At 68.6% G+C, this 11,777-nt stretch carries 16 protein-coding genes and 2 pseudogenes; 15 read left to right on the top strand and 3 right to left on the bottom strand.

The features are described 5' to 3' along the window. The 8 genes and pseudogenes from MKL11_RS20670 to MKL11_RS20635 form a co-directional block, all read left to right on the top strand. On the top strand, positions 1-283 hold a 283-nt coding region (locus tag MKL11_RS20670; protein ID WP_243946907.1), incomplete at its 5' end, for a DJ-1/PfpI family protein. 78 nt (positions 284-361) lie between these two features. After that, positions 362-1,126 (top strand): SDR family NAD(P)-dependent oxidoreductase, encoded by a 765-nt coding sequence (locus tag MKL11_RS20665; protein WP_243946906.1) that lies wholly within the window; start codon positions 362-364, stop codon positions 1,124-1,126. Positions 1,127-1,235: 109 nt separating this feature from the next. Continuing rightward, positions 1,236-2,318, top strand: coding sequence for a catalase family protein (locus MKL11_RS20660; protein WP_243946905.1), 1,083 nt, complete (start codon positions 1,236-1,238; stop codon positions 2,316-2,318). Between the two features lie 51 nt (positions 2,319-2,369). Then, entirely contained in the window at positions 2,370-3,275 is a 906-nt protein-coding gene (locus MKL11_RS20655) for an alpha/beta fold hydrolase (protein ID WP_243946904.1), read from the top strand. Continuing rightward, positions 3,275-4,156, top strand: a complete 882-nt coding sequence (locus MKL11_RS20650; RefSeq protein ID WP_243946903.1) for an alpha/beta fold hydrolase — start codon at positions 3,275-3,277, stop codon at positions 4,154-4,156. The genes MKL11_RS20655 and MKL11_RS20650 overlap by 1 nt, the downstream gene beginning before the upstream one ends. Before the next feature lie 239 nt (positions 4,157-4,395). Further along, a complete protein-coding gene (locus MKL11_RS20645; protein ID WP_243946916.1) occupies positions 4,396-4,656 on the top strand; it encodes a hypothetical protein in 261 nt (86 codons plus the stop codon). Further along, a pseudogene (locus MKL11_RS20640) lies at positions 4,629-5,027 on the top strand (GMC oxidoreductase); the annotation flags it as partial. The gene MKL11_RS20645 and the pseudogene MKL11_RS20640, both read left to right, overlap by 28 nt. A 35-nt stretch (positions 5,028-5,062) precedes the next feature. Then, a pseudogene (locus MKL11_RS20635) lies at positions 5,063-5,266 on the top strand (response regulator); the annotation flags it as partial. A 62-nt stretch (positions 5,267-5,328) separates the two neighbouring features. On the opposite strand, the gene MKL11_RS20630 reads toward MKL11_RS20635, so the two are convergent. The 3 genes from MKL11_RS20630 to MKL11_RS20620 all read right to left on the bottom strand — a co-directional run bounded on the left by MKL11_RS20630 (position 5,329) and on the right by MKL11_RS20620 (position 9,275). Beyond that, the gene (locus tag MKL11_RS20630; RefSeq protein ID WP_243946902.1) at positions 5,329-6,333 is read right to left on the bottom strand and encodes an HWE histidine kinase domain-containing protein; all 1,005 of its coding nucleotides are present in this window, start codon (positions 6,331-6,333) and stop codon (positions 5,329-5,331) included. Positions 6,334-7,020: 687 nt separating this feature from the next. Further along, the gene (locus MKL11_RS20625) at positions 7,021-7,185 is read right to left on the bottom strand and encodes a hypothetical protein (RefSeq protein ID WP_243946900.1); all 165 of its coding nucleotides are present in this window, start codon (positions 7,183-7,185) and stop codon (positions 7,021-7,023) included. Positions 7,186-7,355: 170 nt separating this feature from the next. Then, positions 7,356-9,275: a hypothetical protein gene (locus MKL11_RS20620; RefSeq protein ID WP_243946899.1), complete on the bottom strand. Its 1,920-nt coding sequence runs from the start codon at positions 9,273-9,275 to the stop codon at positions 7,356-7,358. 569 nt (positions 9,276-9,844) lie between these two features. On the opposite strand from MKL11_RS20620, the gene MKL11_RS20615 reads away from it, so the two are divergent. The 7 genes from MKL11_RS20615 (at position 9,845) to MKL11_RS20585 (ending at position 11,710) form a co-directional block, all read left to right on the top strand. Further along, positions 9,845-10,096: a hypothetical protein gene (locus tag MKL11_RS20615; RefSeq protein ID WP_243946897.1), complete on the top strand. Its 252-nt coding sequence runs from the start codon at positions 9,845-9,847 to the stop codon at positions 10,094-10,096. Next, positions 10,093-10,323 carry a hypothetical protein gene (locus MKL11_RS20610; protein ID WP_243946895.1) on the top strand — a complete coding sequence of 77 codons (231 nt, stop codon included), beginning with the start codon at positions 10,093-10,095 and terminating at the stop codon, positions 10,321-10,323. Before MKL11_RS20615 ends, MKL11_RS20610 begins: the two co-directional genes overlap by 4 nt. Beyond that, positions 10,323-10,508, top strand: a complete 186-nt coding sequence (locus MKL11_RS20605; protein ID WP_243946893.1) for a hypothetical protein — start codon at positions 10,323-10,325, stop codon at positions 10,506-10,508. The genes MKL11_RS20610 and MKL11_RS20605 overlap by 1 nt, the downstream gene beginning before the upstream one ends. Continuing rightward, positions 10,505-10,885 carry a hypothetical protein gene (locus tag MKL11_RS20600; protein ID WP_243946891.1) on the top strand — a complete coding sequence of 127 codons (381 nt, stop codon included), beginning with the start codon at positions 10,505-10,507 and terminating at the stop codon, positions 10,883-10,885. The genes MKL11_RS20605 and MKL11_RS20600 overlap by 4 nt, the downstream gene beginning before the upstream one ends. Beyond that, positions 10,882-11,052 carry a hypothetical protein gene (locus tag MKL11_RS20595; RefSeq protein WP_243946889.1) on the top strand — a complete coding sequence of 57 codons (171 nt, stop codon included), beginning with the start codon at positions 10,882-10,884 and terminating at the stop codon, positions 11,050-11,052. Before MKL11_RS20600 ends, MKL11_RS20595 begins: the two co-directional genes overlap by 4 nt. Beyond that, the gene (locus tag MKL11_RS20590; protein WP_243946887.1) at positions 11,049-11,234 is read left to right on the top strand and encodes a hypothetical protein; all 186 of its coding nucleotides are present in this window, start codon (positions 11,049-11,051) and stop codon (positions 11,232-11,234) included. The genes MKL11_RS20595 and MKL11_RS20590 overlap by 4 nt, the downstream gene beginning before the upstream one ends. A 299-nt stretch (positions 11,235-11,533) precedes the next feature. Then, positions 11,534-11,710, top strand: a complete 177-nt coding sequence (locus tag MKL11_RS20585; RefSeq protein WP_243946885.1) for a hypothetical protein — start codon at positions 11,534-11,536, stop codon at positions 11,708-11,710. The last annotated feature ends 67 nt before the right edge of the window (positions 11,711-11,777 follow it).

The following is an 11,777-nucleotide window of genomic DNA, read 5'->3' as shown; positions in this document are numbered from 1 at the left end:
GTTCGTCCGGGACTTCTTCGCCCAAGGCAAGCCGGTCGGCGTGATTTGCCACGGGCCGTGGACGCTGGTTGAGGCGGACGTCGTGAAGGGCCGTACGCTGACCTCGTTCCCCACGCTGCAGACTGACATCCGGAACGCCGGTGGCACCTGGGTCGACCAGGAGGTTGTTACGGACAAGGGCCTCGTCACCAGCCGCAACCCGAAGGACCTACCGGCCTTCTGCGCCAAGATCGTCGAGGAGTTCGCCGAGGGCCGTCACCCGGCACAGGCCCGGAGCGTCTGAACGAGCCTCGCTCGATCCGACAGTCTTACACGGAAGGGGGCCGCCGAGCGTCGTGCAGGCGGCCCAGGGGGGGATGATATGGGACGATTCTCTGACAAGGTCGTGTTGGTTACGGGCGCGGCCTCGGGCATCGGCGAGGCCGCCGCACGGCGGTTCGGACGGGAGGGCGCGATCCTTGTCCTCGCCGACAAGGACGAGGACGGACTGAACAAGGTGACCGACGGCATCGAGGCGGCCGACACCCTCGCTGTGGTCGCCGACCTTTCGCACGCAGACCGGTGCCAGGACGTCGTGGCGCAGGCCGTCCGCCGGTTCGGACGCCTCGACGTCCTCGTCAACAACGCCGGTAAGGACCATCTCGGTCGCGTCGACGAGGGCGACATCGCCGACTTCTCGACGATCATCGAAACCGACCTGTACGGCGTCTTCTACATGACGCGCTTCGCGCTACCCCATCTCCGGGAGAGCCGCGGCTGCATTGTCAACGTGTCGTCCGTCTCGGGTTTGGGCGGGGACTGGAACCACAGCTTCTACTGCGCGGCCAAGGGCGCGGTGACGAACTTCACCCGTGCGGTCGCGCTCGACGAGGCGCGGAACGGGGTCCGGGTGAACGCGGTGAACCCGTCGCTGGTCTACACGCCGTTCACGGCCGGCATGCAGGACCAGCCCGAACTCGTCGCCAAGTTCGAGGAGCGCATCCCGATGGGGCGTGGGGCGAAGCCCGACGACATCTCCGGCGTGATCGCCTTCCTGGCGTGCGAGGACGCCCACTTCGTCACCGGTGTGAACCTGCCGGTCGACGGTGGGCTGTCGGCGTCGAACGGTCAGCCGAAGCTGAGTTGATAGCCTTCCGCGGCGCGTTTCCCATCCCACCGAAGCGGGATCGCGCCGAGCACCGGCCGACGATCCATCGACTCGGACCACTTCCATCCTCACACCCAACGAGGTGACCATGACCTATCTTCGATACGCCCCCGACGTCGAGAATCCCGCCGCGGGCGAGCAGGAGACCATCGACGGCATCATCAAGGGTATGACGCAGCAATCCGAGACGGTCGAGGCTCGCGAGCACCATGCCGTGCGCGCCAGCCACGCCAAGAGTTCGGCCTGCGTCACCGGCGAGTTGACGATTGCAGCCGGCCTACCCGCCGAACTGGCGCAAGGGCTCTTCGCCAACCCCGGCACCCACCCCGTCGCGGTGCGCTTCGCGCAGGGGCCGGGGGAGACCCTGGGCGACCGCGTCTCGACCCATCGAGGCATGTCCATCAAGGTGTTCGACGTCCCCGGCGAGAAGCTGCCCGGCCACGCCGTCGAGACCCAGGACTTCGTGCTCGCGACCGGAACCACCTTCCCCTCCGGCACGGCGGCCGGCTTCCTGCGCGACGGCACGGTCATCGGCAAGTCGACCGGGCTGCCGGAAGGGGTCAAGAGCGCGGTCTCCTCGACCATGCGCAACCTCAACCGTGCCCTGCATGCCTTCGGGACGGAGAGCGCGCTCGCCGACTTCTTCGGCCATCCCTACAGCCATCCCCTGGCCGACAGCTACTTCAGCCAGGCGCCGGTCCGCTACGGCGACTACGTCGCCAAGCTCGGGGCCGTGCCGTCGACGGAAAGCCAGCGCGCCCTATCCGAGTGGCGCCTCGACCCGCACCAGGACGAGGACGGCTTCCGTCATGCGACGGTCGCCTTCTTCCGGGACCACGAGGTGGTCTTCGAGTTGAAGGCCCAGCTCTGGGCCGATGCCGAGAGGCAGCCCATCGAGGACGCCTCGGTGGACTGGCCGGTGTCGATCAGCCCCTACCGTACGGTGGCGACGCTGCGCCTGCCGCGCCAGGACGCCTACGCGCCGGACCGGGTTCGCTACTTCGACGAGGTGATGACCTTCCGTCCCGCCCACAGCCTCGCAGCACATCGGCCGCTTGGTTCGGTGATGCGCGCGCGGCTCCAGGTCTACCAGGCCCTGAGCGCCTTCCGCCATCGCGAGAACGGCGTGGCGGAGGAGGATACCGCGAGCATCGACCGTATCCCGGCCTAGGACCGGCGTTTCGGACGCCGGTGAGCATAGCCCTGCCAAAGGAGGCTTCGCTTGAGCGAGCAACAGGTCAAAACCACGCTTCTAGATGTGAACGTCGACGTGGCGGGGCCGGCGGGCGGACCTGCCGTCCTTCTGCTTCATGGCTGGCCGGACGACGCCACGGCCTGGACGACAGTGGCCGGGCATCTGAACGAGGCGGGCTTCCGGACGGTGACGCCGGCGTTGAGGGGCTTTGGCGGCACCCGCTTTCGTTCGGCCGACATGCCACGCACCGGTAATTCGGGAATCCTGGCCCACGACGCCATCGACCTGATGGATGCGATGGGCATCGAGACCTTCATGGTCGCGGGCCACGACTGGGGCTCGAACGCCGCCGAGGCCATGGCGGTCGGCTGGCCCGGGCGCGTGAGCCGGATGGCGATGCTCTCGACCCCGTCGCGGCTCGGCGGCATGCCGACCCCGCCGTTCCCGCAATGTCAGCGCCAATGGTACCACTGGTTCCAGGCGACCAGGCGCGGCCAGGACGCCGTGCGGGCCGATCCCAAGGGGTTCGGCCGCATCATGTGGGAAAACTGGAGCCCGCCCGGCTGGTACGACGATGCGACGTTCGCGGCGGTCGCCGCGTCCTGGGAGAACCCGGACTTCGTCGACGTCACGTTGCACTCCTACCAGGCGCGCTGGGACGAGGCCGAACCGGACCCACGCTCGGCCGAGCTTGAGGCGAAGGTGAAGGCGACCAAGACCCTGTCGACCCCGACCCTCTACATCCAGGGCGCCGTCGACGGCGTGAACCCGCCGGAGGCGAGCAAGGCCGTACCGTCGAAGTTCGACGGACCCTTCGAGTTCATCACCCTGGACGGGGTGGGCCACTTCGCCCCGCGAGAGGCTCCGGACGCCGTCGCGGCGGCGCTCGTCCGGCACTTCCGGTCCACCGAGGGCAACGAGGGAGCACGGTGATGCGTGAGCTATGGGACGGTGCGGCAATCGAGTGGGATTCGGTCGAGATCGAACCCGGCATGCGCCTGCACTACGGCGTTGCGGGCGAAGGCGAGCGTGTGATCGTGCTGGTCCACGGCTACCCCGAGACGGCCTACGCGTGGCGTCGTGTCGTACCGCTGTTGGTCCGCGCCGGCCTGCGCGTCGTGGTCCCGGACTATCGCGGTGCGGGCGGCTCCTCGAAGCCGCCGGGAGGCTACGACAAGCACACGATGGCCGGCGACCTGCACGCGTTGCTCTACGGCCATCTCGGACTGACGCAGCCGGTGACGATGGTCGGGCACGACATCGGCATGATGGTCGCCTACGCCTTCGCCCGACGCTACCCGAAGCAGACCGAGCGGCTCGTCGCGATGGAGGCACCGCTCCCGGGCACCGATGTCTACCAGACGGCGCTGGGTGACACCGACCGGCTCTGGCACTTCCAGTTCCACCGCGCGCCGGACGTGCCCGAGTTGCTCACCGCCGGGCGCGAACAGCTTTACCTGGAGCGCTTCTACCAGGACCTCGCCTACGACACGGAGGCCATCGGTCCGGACGCGATCCAGCGGTACGTGCGGGCCTTCTCGCGACCGGGCGCCATGCGGGCCGGGTTCGAGCTCTACCGCGCCTTCCCGGCCGACGACGCGCACAACAGAGCCGAGGTGAAGCGCGACGGGAAACTCACGATGCCAATTCTTGCCCTCGCAGGCGTGCAGAGCGCGTTCGCACCGTTCACCGAGGCGATGATGCGGGAGGTCGCGAAGGACGTCACCTTCCGGACGGTCGAGCGGGCGAACCACTGGGTGCCGGAGGAGAACGCCGAAGGGCTCGTCACGGAGATCCTCTCCTCCATGGGATAGGGTCAGGCATCCCCAACTTCGTCAAACCCTACGCGGCGAGCCAGGACACCCGGCTCCAACTCTCGTCGGCGAGCCGACGAGACCTTCGGTTGCCGCCGTAGGCATCAACATCGTCGGCCCTCGAAGCGTTCAGCGCGGGAAAGCCGTGAGGGACGACAGAACGACATCCGCCGGAGACGATTGTCGGTTCGGGAAAGTCGGCAGCCCATACGTCCGAAAGATCCATACGCCGAGGAATGATGATCGCCGTACCTGCGTCGAACCTGCTGCGCCGGCCCGGTCCACCGGAGCCCGTATCCCACGTCGACCCGCCACGGGCGTCGGACCCGCGTTTCACCGAGGTGGTGCCCCACCATGCCCGCCTCGTCTCGCTGTACGACCAGGCGACCTTCAGCGAGGGGCCGTCGTGGTGGCCCGCCCGGGACATCCTGGTGTGGTCGGACATCGAGGGCCGCCGTGTCCTCGGCTGGCATACCTTGCGCAGGAGCGCAATCGGGTGACCCTGACGGACGAGACCGACCAGTACGGGCTGCCGATCCCGCGCATCACCTATTCGTGGTGCGACAACGACCGGGCCATGAACCGCCACGGGCTGAACTTCATGGGCCAGGCGCTCGCGGCGGCCGGCGGCCGCAACATCTGGGAACAGGGCGACGACACCAACCACCTGTATGGCACGGCCCGGATGGGCCATGACCGCCGGACCTCGGTGGTGGACGGAGATTGCCGGTCCTGGGACATCCCCAACCTCTGGGTCTGTGACGGCTCGGTCTTCCCGACCACGGGAGGCGTGAACCCCTCCCTCACGATCCAAGCGGTCGCGCTGCGCACCGCCGACCGCATCAAGGCGATGGCCCGGGGCAGACACTAGCGCGATGCCTGAGGCGGCCATCGTGGAGAGGCGCCCTGTTCTCAGACGTGGTGATGCCGGGAATGGACGGGATCGCGCTCGGGCAGGAAATCCGGCGTCTGCATAACGATCTCCCGGTGGTGCTGACCTCCGGCTACAGCCACGTGCTGGCCCAGAACGGCACCTACGGGTTCGAGCTCCTGCACAAGCCATACTCGGTCGACCAGCTGTCCAGGGTCCTGCGCAAGTCAGCGATTTAGCGTCGGCGCGAGCGAATCCTGGCGGGATGATCGCCAGCCCACTTCATACCGGACCTTTCGATTTAACGAGTCCCGAGCGGAAGCCGTACGTTCACCCGGAGTCCGTCGACATCGAACTCGATCTCGACCTCGGCTCGCGTCTGCGCGACCAGAATTTTGTTGAGAAGCCGCGTGCCGAACCCCTCGCGGGTCGGCAGCGTGGGGGGCGGCCCGTCGTGCTCGTTCCAGACCCAGGCCAGGTGTGAGCCGTTCGCGCCATCCTCGACCGTCCACGTAACCGCCACCCGCCCGCCCGGATGAGCCAGCGCGCCATGTCGCAGCGCGTTGGTGGTCAACTCGTGGAGGGCCATGCTGATCGGCACCGCCAGTTCCGAGGAAAGCCTCAGGGACGGCCCCCGCAACGCGATCCGACCGTTCTCGTTGTATGGGTCGAGTTCGGCCCGGAGCAGCCCCTCGAAGGAGGCGACCTGTGCTTGGTCCTCGGTGATCAGTGCGTGCGTCCGGGCGAGCGATACGATCCGGCCCGTGAAGGCCCTGGCGAACTCCGGCATGGTCACGGACGAGCGGATGGTCGCGTTCAGCACGGCCTGGACGGTCGCGAGCATGTTTTTCACCCGATGGTGCAGTTCGCGCACCATCAGCGTCTGCCGATCCTCGAAGGCGCGCCGGTCTGTCACGTCGCGCTGGGCCGAGACCCAGTGCGTGATGTGCCCGCCTGCGTCGTGCACCGGCGTGATCAGCCATTCGACCATGTAGGTCGATCCGTCCTTGCGGCAGTTCAGCGCCTCGCCCTGAAATGCCTCCCCTACGGAAAGGGCCGCCCGCATTTGGTCCAAGATATTGCGTTCGGTCGCCGTTCCCTGCAGGAACCGTGGATTGCGCCCAACGACCTCCTGCGTCTCGTAACCGGTGAGGCGCGTGAATGCCGGGTTCGCATAGACGATGCTCGGTCCGGGCTCGTCGAGATCGCTCGTGGTGATGAGGATTGCCTCACCGGCCGCCTCGACGGCCGCCTTGAGAAGTCTCAAGTCGACGCCGTCCGGCTCCTTTTCGTCTCGACGCGACACGGGACCTTCTCCCCTAGGTGTAACATGGCGGGGCGAGCTTGCGTCCAGGTGGCTGCGCCTTCGGAAAACCCGTCGGTAGCACAACGGTGGACGGTCCCCGAAAGTGCCTTCGCGGCGCTTGTGTCACGGGGATGACCGCCACCGACATTCTGAGGGCGTGCTTTCTGGAGCGGAACATCGGCGTCCGAAAGCAAATCGATGGGCCGGTCATCGGAGACATGGCTACAAAGCCAAGGGGCGGGACGCCGGATGCCCGAAGGTCGATGAATGCCGGCAATCTCGCGGGATCGGGGCGGACCTGGTGCAGGAGGCCGGCGAGCATGCGCTGGCTTGGAGCCTCGACACGGTCAGGGGGGCGATCGACGAGCGGATGTACCGCAAGCGGTATTTCGTCGGCGTGGGCGGCGGTCGCTATCGGAGGCGCAGGCCGGAGGACGGTGGCGTTGCAGCATGATGCGTGCAGCGCACGGAGTCGTCCGCCTGCTTCCGTTTCCCGAACGATCACGCCGGTATCCAAGGCATCGATGAACCGGCCGTCGCCCCGGATGCGGTACCCGCCCGTCGCCATCCACGGGCCCTGACGAGGTCACTCCGGACATCGTCGCACGGCAGGAAACGGACTACCTCCGGAGAGGACCATTCCATCAACGCCGTTCGCGCCGGCGCGCGGATCCCGAGGACGGCCCGCTAGGCCGTCTCGTAGGTCGCCCACGCCGCAGCCCTGCGGTACTTGGCCATGCCCACGGTCGAGGCGTACCGGTCGCGCCACGCCTCAATCTGCGATGCGATGTCGACGGTGAGCTCGATCCCGTCGAGGCCCCGCCCGTTCCAGAGTTCGCCTACTCTAGCCATACTCGGGAGCGTGGCACGGGCAGCGTGTCCCGGGCAGCGTCACGCCGGGCCCTGAAACACGGAGGGCCCCCGTCCGTCGCCGGAGGGAGCCCTACCACGTGTGATGCACGTACCTCGCGCCGAGGTGTCCAAATTCTAGGCCGACGCGATGCCTGCCACAAGGGGCGAGGTCACCACCCCTGCGAGATCCTCTTGTATTCCTCGGCGGTCAGGGAGGGCGCCCTGGAGGCTGTGGGACGGGCGATGGCGGTGCGGGCCGGGAACCGACGTGCACGGTCCACGAGGGGCTGGGACGCGGCCCTGAGACGCCGGCGTAGCTTCTCCGCCCTGCGTCCTTCGAGGAACCCGGGCGGGATGTCAGTGGCCTCTCCGTTGAGCGAGAGCGCGCTCCAGCCGTGAAGACCATCCGGGTTCTTGAAGACGACCGTGCCGGTTTCGGGTCCGAAGTTGTACGTCCACGAGATGGCGCTGTTCCGGATGATCCTGGGACGGTCGTACAGGGCCGGCGATGCGACGGGAACGACAGGCTGCGACGGGGCCGAGGGGGTCCGGGCAGGGGCAGAGGATGCCAGAGGCCCGATATTACGTGACGGAACGTGCACCCCCCCCGCGTTGGAATCCGTGACCGTTTCGGTGTCAGTCACGATCGTCTCGACCACTGCCTCGGCCGTCTTGACCTCAGCCTCGACCACCGCCTCAGCCTCGCGCATCGCCTTCCGCATGGACGTCTCGCGACGCTGCGGGATGGCGGCGCAAATCTGCGCCATGGTCAAGCCCTCGGCCTTCAACGCGATCGCCCTGTGCCCGTCTGCGAGCCTCGCGGCGGCCGTCGTCGGCCGAGGCGTGCAACCGTCGCGCTCTCGCTTGTCGGCCTGTCGCTCAGCGTCGGTCCGGTCGACCGATCCGCCCGGGACCAGCACCCGCATCGCCTCGCCTTCGGCATCGCTGATGGACAGATCGTCGACAATGCGGGCCGCGCTGTAGTGGTAGAGCGGCGAGCAGGGCTTGCCGCCGTACTCTTCCTTCTCGCCGGCCTGATGACGCTGCGCCTTCTTGTCGAGGGTCCCGAGGCACGACAGGGCGGACGCCTCGGTCAGGCCCACCATGGCGCCGAGCTCGCCAGCCCACTCGGTCTTGTCTCCCCCGTACGCGTGCGCGCGGGCGTTCGCGGTGAGGAAGAGCCAGAGGTGACGGGTCTTCGGGAACACGCCGCCCCGGATCTCGCACAGGCGCAGCAGGTCCGCCGCGATCCTCGCCCACCGGCTGACCGGGACGCGGCGCTGCTTCACCGCATATGCCGCCGCGGCCTCGGGGTTGGCCTCGCGCCATGCGGCCCGCTCGTCGAGGATCGCCTTGAGCTCGTGGCGGGTGAGCGGCATGACCGCATCGCTCAGCACGTTGAACTCGTGGCGGACGACGTCCCCGATCGAGGACGGCCACGCCATCCTACAGACCTTGCCGTTCTTCTGGTTGACCGACCCCCACAGCCTCAGGACGCGCGCGGCATCCCGGGCGCCACGGTCGAGGCCTAGGTCGCGCGCCAGCTGCCACAGGGGAAGCATGCGCGCCTCGTGGCGGTCGCGAACGGCATCGCGCCGGCGACGGACCGGGCACGTGCCGTCGGGGCGCAGGTTCGGTCCGTACAGGGCCGACATCGCCTTGGCGACCTTGCGCTGCGCCGAGGCCTGGAGTTTGTCGCAGACCCACACGGTATGGATGCCGTTTCCGCTCGCGGTGAAGTAAGACGGCGCCGGAATCCCGCAGGCCTCGAACGCCGCGAGCAGCAGGTAGATGACGGCTTCCTCGCTTAAGTGCGCGTAGGACAGGCTGATGCCAGCAGCGTCGGGCGTGCGGTAGTCGAAGTCCATCCACAGGTGGCCGACCCTGAACAGGCAGTCAGCGCCGCGGCGGAAGCGGAACGCGTTCATGCCGACGTACATGGCATCGACCAGCGCCTGGCTGTCGGCGGCGCGCATCTGCCAGACCAGCGTGTCCTCCCACCCGGCCTTGAGCTCGGGCGCTTCGCGCGCGAGGCAGACCTGGCCGCCGCCGGATGCGCCGTGGAGCAGGTGCAGGTGGGCGCGCTTCATGGCCATCCGCGACGAGGCGGACAGGGCATGGGCGGCGGCGGGAACTGGGCTGGTCGAAGGGGACATCGGGCTCGGCGCGGAGTGGGCGCGCGGGGCATCACGACCGCACGCCCGGGAAAGCTAGCCCCGGGTCCAGCATCTCCAAAGGCCGACCGCACACCGAGGCCGATGACCCCATTTCAGGCCAAATCCACCACCTCAGGTTGATCCCATGAAAAACGAATTCTAGCCATAACCGCCCATGAGGCATGTCGCGCGCTACCCACCCAGCCGAGCGACAGGGTCATGGGCGATCATGGCTGGAAACGATCTACAGCCCCTTTGGGGGTTCGGCCTGCTATCGGTTCCGACAGTGCGATGGCCGTTTCCTATGCGGCAGGGGTGCGACATCGGACGTGTCTGGGCGACGCAAACCTGCGGGTCGTCTCACTTGAGGTTGTGCAAGTCGATGCGCATGGGCGGGGCATGGGGCTTCATGGGAACGAACGCATAGGTCATGGGACCGACATGGGCCGAGGGGGCCTAGCCATGCGCTGACGGTCTGGTTGTGGATCGGCTGCGCTCCCGCCTTGACGCCCCGTTCGGCCATCGGCGGCGCGATCCAGGCCGACCTCGGCGCCGCCCGGCGCGAGCGCGACGAGGCCAAGGCCGACGCCGCCGGCAAAGCCAAAGCCATCGAGGCGTTGGAGAGCGTGTCCCGAAACGGGGACAAGCGAGGCCGCGCCAACCGCGAGGCTCACCGCCGGATCCAGGCCGCGCCGGCCTCCGACGACGCGTCCGTGGCCCCGGTCCTCCGCCAGGTCCTGGAGGGCGGACGATGATCCGGGTCGCCATCTTCGCCGCGCTGGCACTCTCCCTCGCCGGGTGCCAATCGACCTCCAAGCCGACCGTGCCGGCCTCCCTGCTGACCTGCTCGGGCGAGCCCGCCTGGCGGAAGGGCGGCACCCAGCGCGACGTCGCCGGGTACATCACCGACCTTCGCGACGCCCGTGCCGACTGCGCCGATCGGCTCGATGCCGTCGGCCGGACCGTGGGGCCGACACCATGATGCCGGTCGCCCTCCTCGCGCTCGCCTGCCACGCGCAGCCGGCCCTGCCGACCCCGGCGACCGACGGCATCGTCGCCGTCCTCCGCGGCGAGGCCGTTCCTCCGGCGCCGGCTCGGGCCGACGTCGCCGCCGCCATCGTGGCGGCCGCCCCGCTGCGCCACCGAATCCGGAGGAGTGCACGATGATTCGTCTTGCCGCCCTCGCCCTAGCCGCCGCCCTGCTGCCGATCCCGGCCTCGGCGGGTTGCCGGACCGCACCCGAGATCGTCACCAGCCTGAAGGCGGTCTACCCAACCACGGCCTTCGTCGCTGAAATCCCTGCTTCGCTGGTCCCGACGATCATCGCCTGGCTCGCAGCCGAGGGCCTGCCGCACAGGGCGGATCGGATCGTCCAAGTCGTCGGCGACCGCGGCCTCGGCCTCGTCCTGGTGGCGGGTGACGTGGACTGGGACTGCGACGGCACGGTCGGCGTGGAGCTTCTCGGGTCCAAGGCCACCGAACTCGTCGCCCTCGTTCGCCGGTTCCACGAGATGCGCGGCTGGGGCCCGGAGCGCAGCGCATGACAGGCCGGGATCCCGCCGCCGCCGCCGTGATCGAGGCCGCCCGTCGCCTCGTCGCCAACCGCCGCTGGGCCGTCGAGCTCCCTCCGGAGCGGCCGCTGCCCGACCGTCTCCAGGCCGCGCTGGAATCGGCGATCCGGGCCCTCGACGCCGCCGAGGCCACGTCGTGACCGTCCAGGAGCGAGACGAGCGCGACGCCCGCCTGTTCGCCGCCGACGCCCTGATGGAGGCGCGGTCCGTCATGGCGTCGCCCTCGACGGGGGCCGGCTACTTCATGGCGGTGTTCACGGTGCTCGCCGTCGGGGCGCTGTTCCCGCAGATGCTGGCCGAGCCCGACGACGCCGACGCCTGAGGCGCCGACCCGTCCCGACCGCAAGGCCCAGCGGGCCCGTAGGGCCGCTTCGCCCCATACAGGGTTGGACAACGTAGGCCGACGGCCCGTCCCCTAGGCGATCCGCCCACCCCCCGCAGGGCCGTTAACCGTCGACCGTTTTGAGGGGCGAGACACCCTGCATCGAAATGATACCCAAAGGGGCGTCGCTTCACGCAGCGAAAATCTGTGCGATTTTTTATCACAATAATAGCCGATTTTTGTTGACGGGATGATTTGGCTTGTGTCACGGTTAGACACCAGCCAGACAGGAGCCCACCATGCGCAACGCCCCGAACCCCACCGCCCAGGTCCACGAGGAGGAGCCCGACATCGACGCGATGTTCGCCGCCATGGCCGAGCAGGCCGCGCGGAGGGCGGCGCTGGCCGCGGAGGAGGAGCCGGACATCGACGCCCTGCTCGCTTGGATGGCCGAGCAGGCCGCCCGGAAGGCCTGACGCCCCCGCCGAACGGGCGGCCGCCCCCGCATGCGCCGCCTCGTCCATCCTCACCAACACCTGAACC

This window comes from Methylobacterium sp. J-077 (genome assembly GCF_022829365.1).
In the GTDB taxonomy this organism is placed as follows: Bacteria; Pseudomonadota; Alphaproteobacteria; order Rhizobiales; family Beijerinckiaceae; genus Methylobacterium.
Note: the sequence above shows the minus strand (reverse complement) of the source record. Positions and strands in the feature narration are given on the sequence as shown.

Coding starts and splice junctions, on each gene's coding strand:
- MKL11_RS20665 (WP_243946906.1), top strand. CDS start 362: ATGGGACGATTCTCTGACAAGGTCGTGTTGGTTACGGGCGCGGCCTCG.
- MKL11_RS20660 (WP_243946905.1), top strand. CDS start 1,236: ATGACCTATCTTCGATACGCCCCCGACGTCGAGAATCCCGCCGCGGGC.
- MKL11_RS20650 (WP_243946903.1), top strand. CDS start 3,275: ATGCGTGAGCTATGGGACGGTGCGGCAATCGAGTGGGATTCGGTCGAG.
- MKL11_RS20645 (WP_243946916.1), top strand. CDS start 4,396: ATGATCGCCGTACCTGCGTCGAACCTGCTGCGCCGGCCCGGTCCACCG.
- MKL11_RS20625 (WP_243946900.1), bottom strand. CDS start 7,185: ATGGCTAGAGTAGGCGAACTCTGGAACGGGCGGGGCCTCGACGGGATC.
- MKL11_RS20620 (WP_243946899.1), bottom strand. CDS start 9,275: ATGAAGCGCGCCCACCTGCACCTGCTCCACGGCGCATCCGGCGGCGGC.
- MKL11_RS20610 (WP_243946895.1), top strand. CDS start 10,093: ATGATCCGGGTCGCCATCTTCGCCGCGCTGGCACTCTCCCTCGCCGGG.
- MKL11_RS20605 (WP_243946893.1), top strand. CDS start 10,323: ATGCCGGTCGCCCTCCTCGCGCTCGCCTGCCACGCGCAGCCGGCCCTG.
- MKL11_RS20600 (WP_243946891.1), top strand. CDS start 10,505: ATGATTCGTCTTGCCGCCCTCGCCCTAGCCGCCGCCCTGCTGCCGATC.
- MKL11_RS20595 (WP_243946889.1), top strand. CDS start 10,882: ATGACAGGCCGGGATCCCGCCGCCGCCGCCGTGATCGAGGCCGCCCGT.
- MKL11_RS20585 (WP_243946885.1), top strand. CDS start 11,534: ATGCGCAACGCCCCGAACCCCACCGCCCAGGTCCACGAGGAGGAGCCC.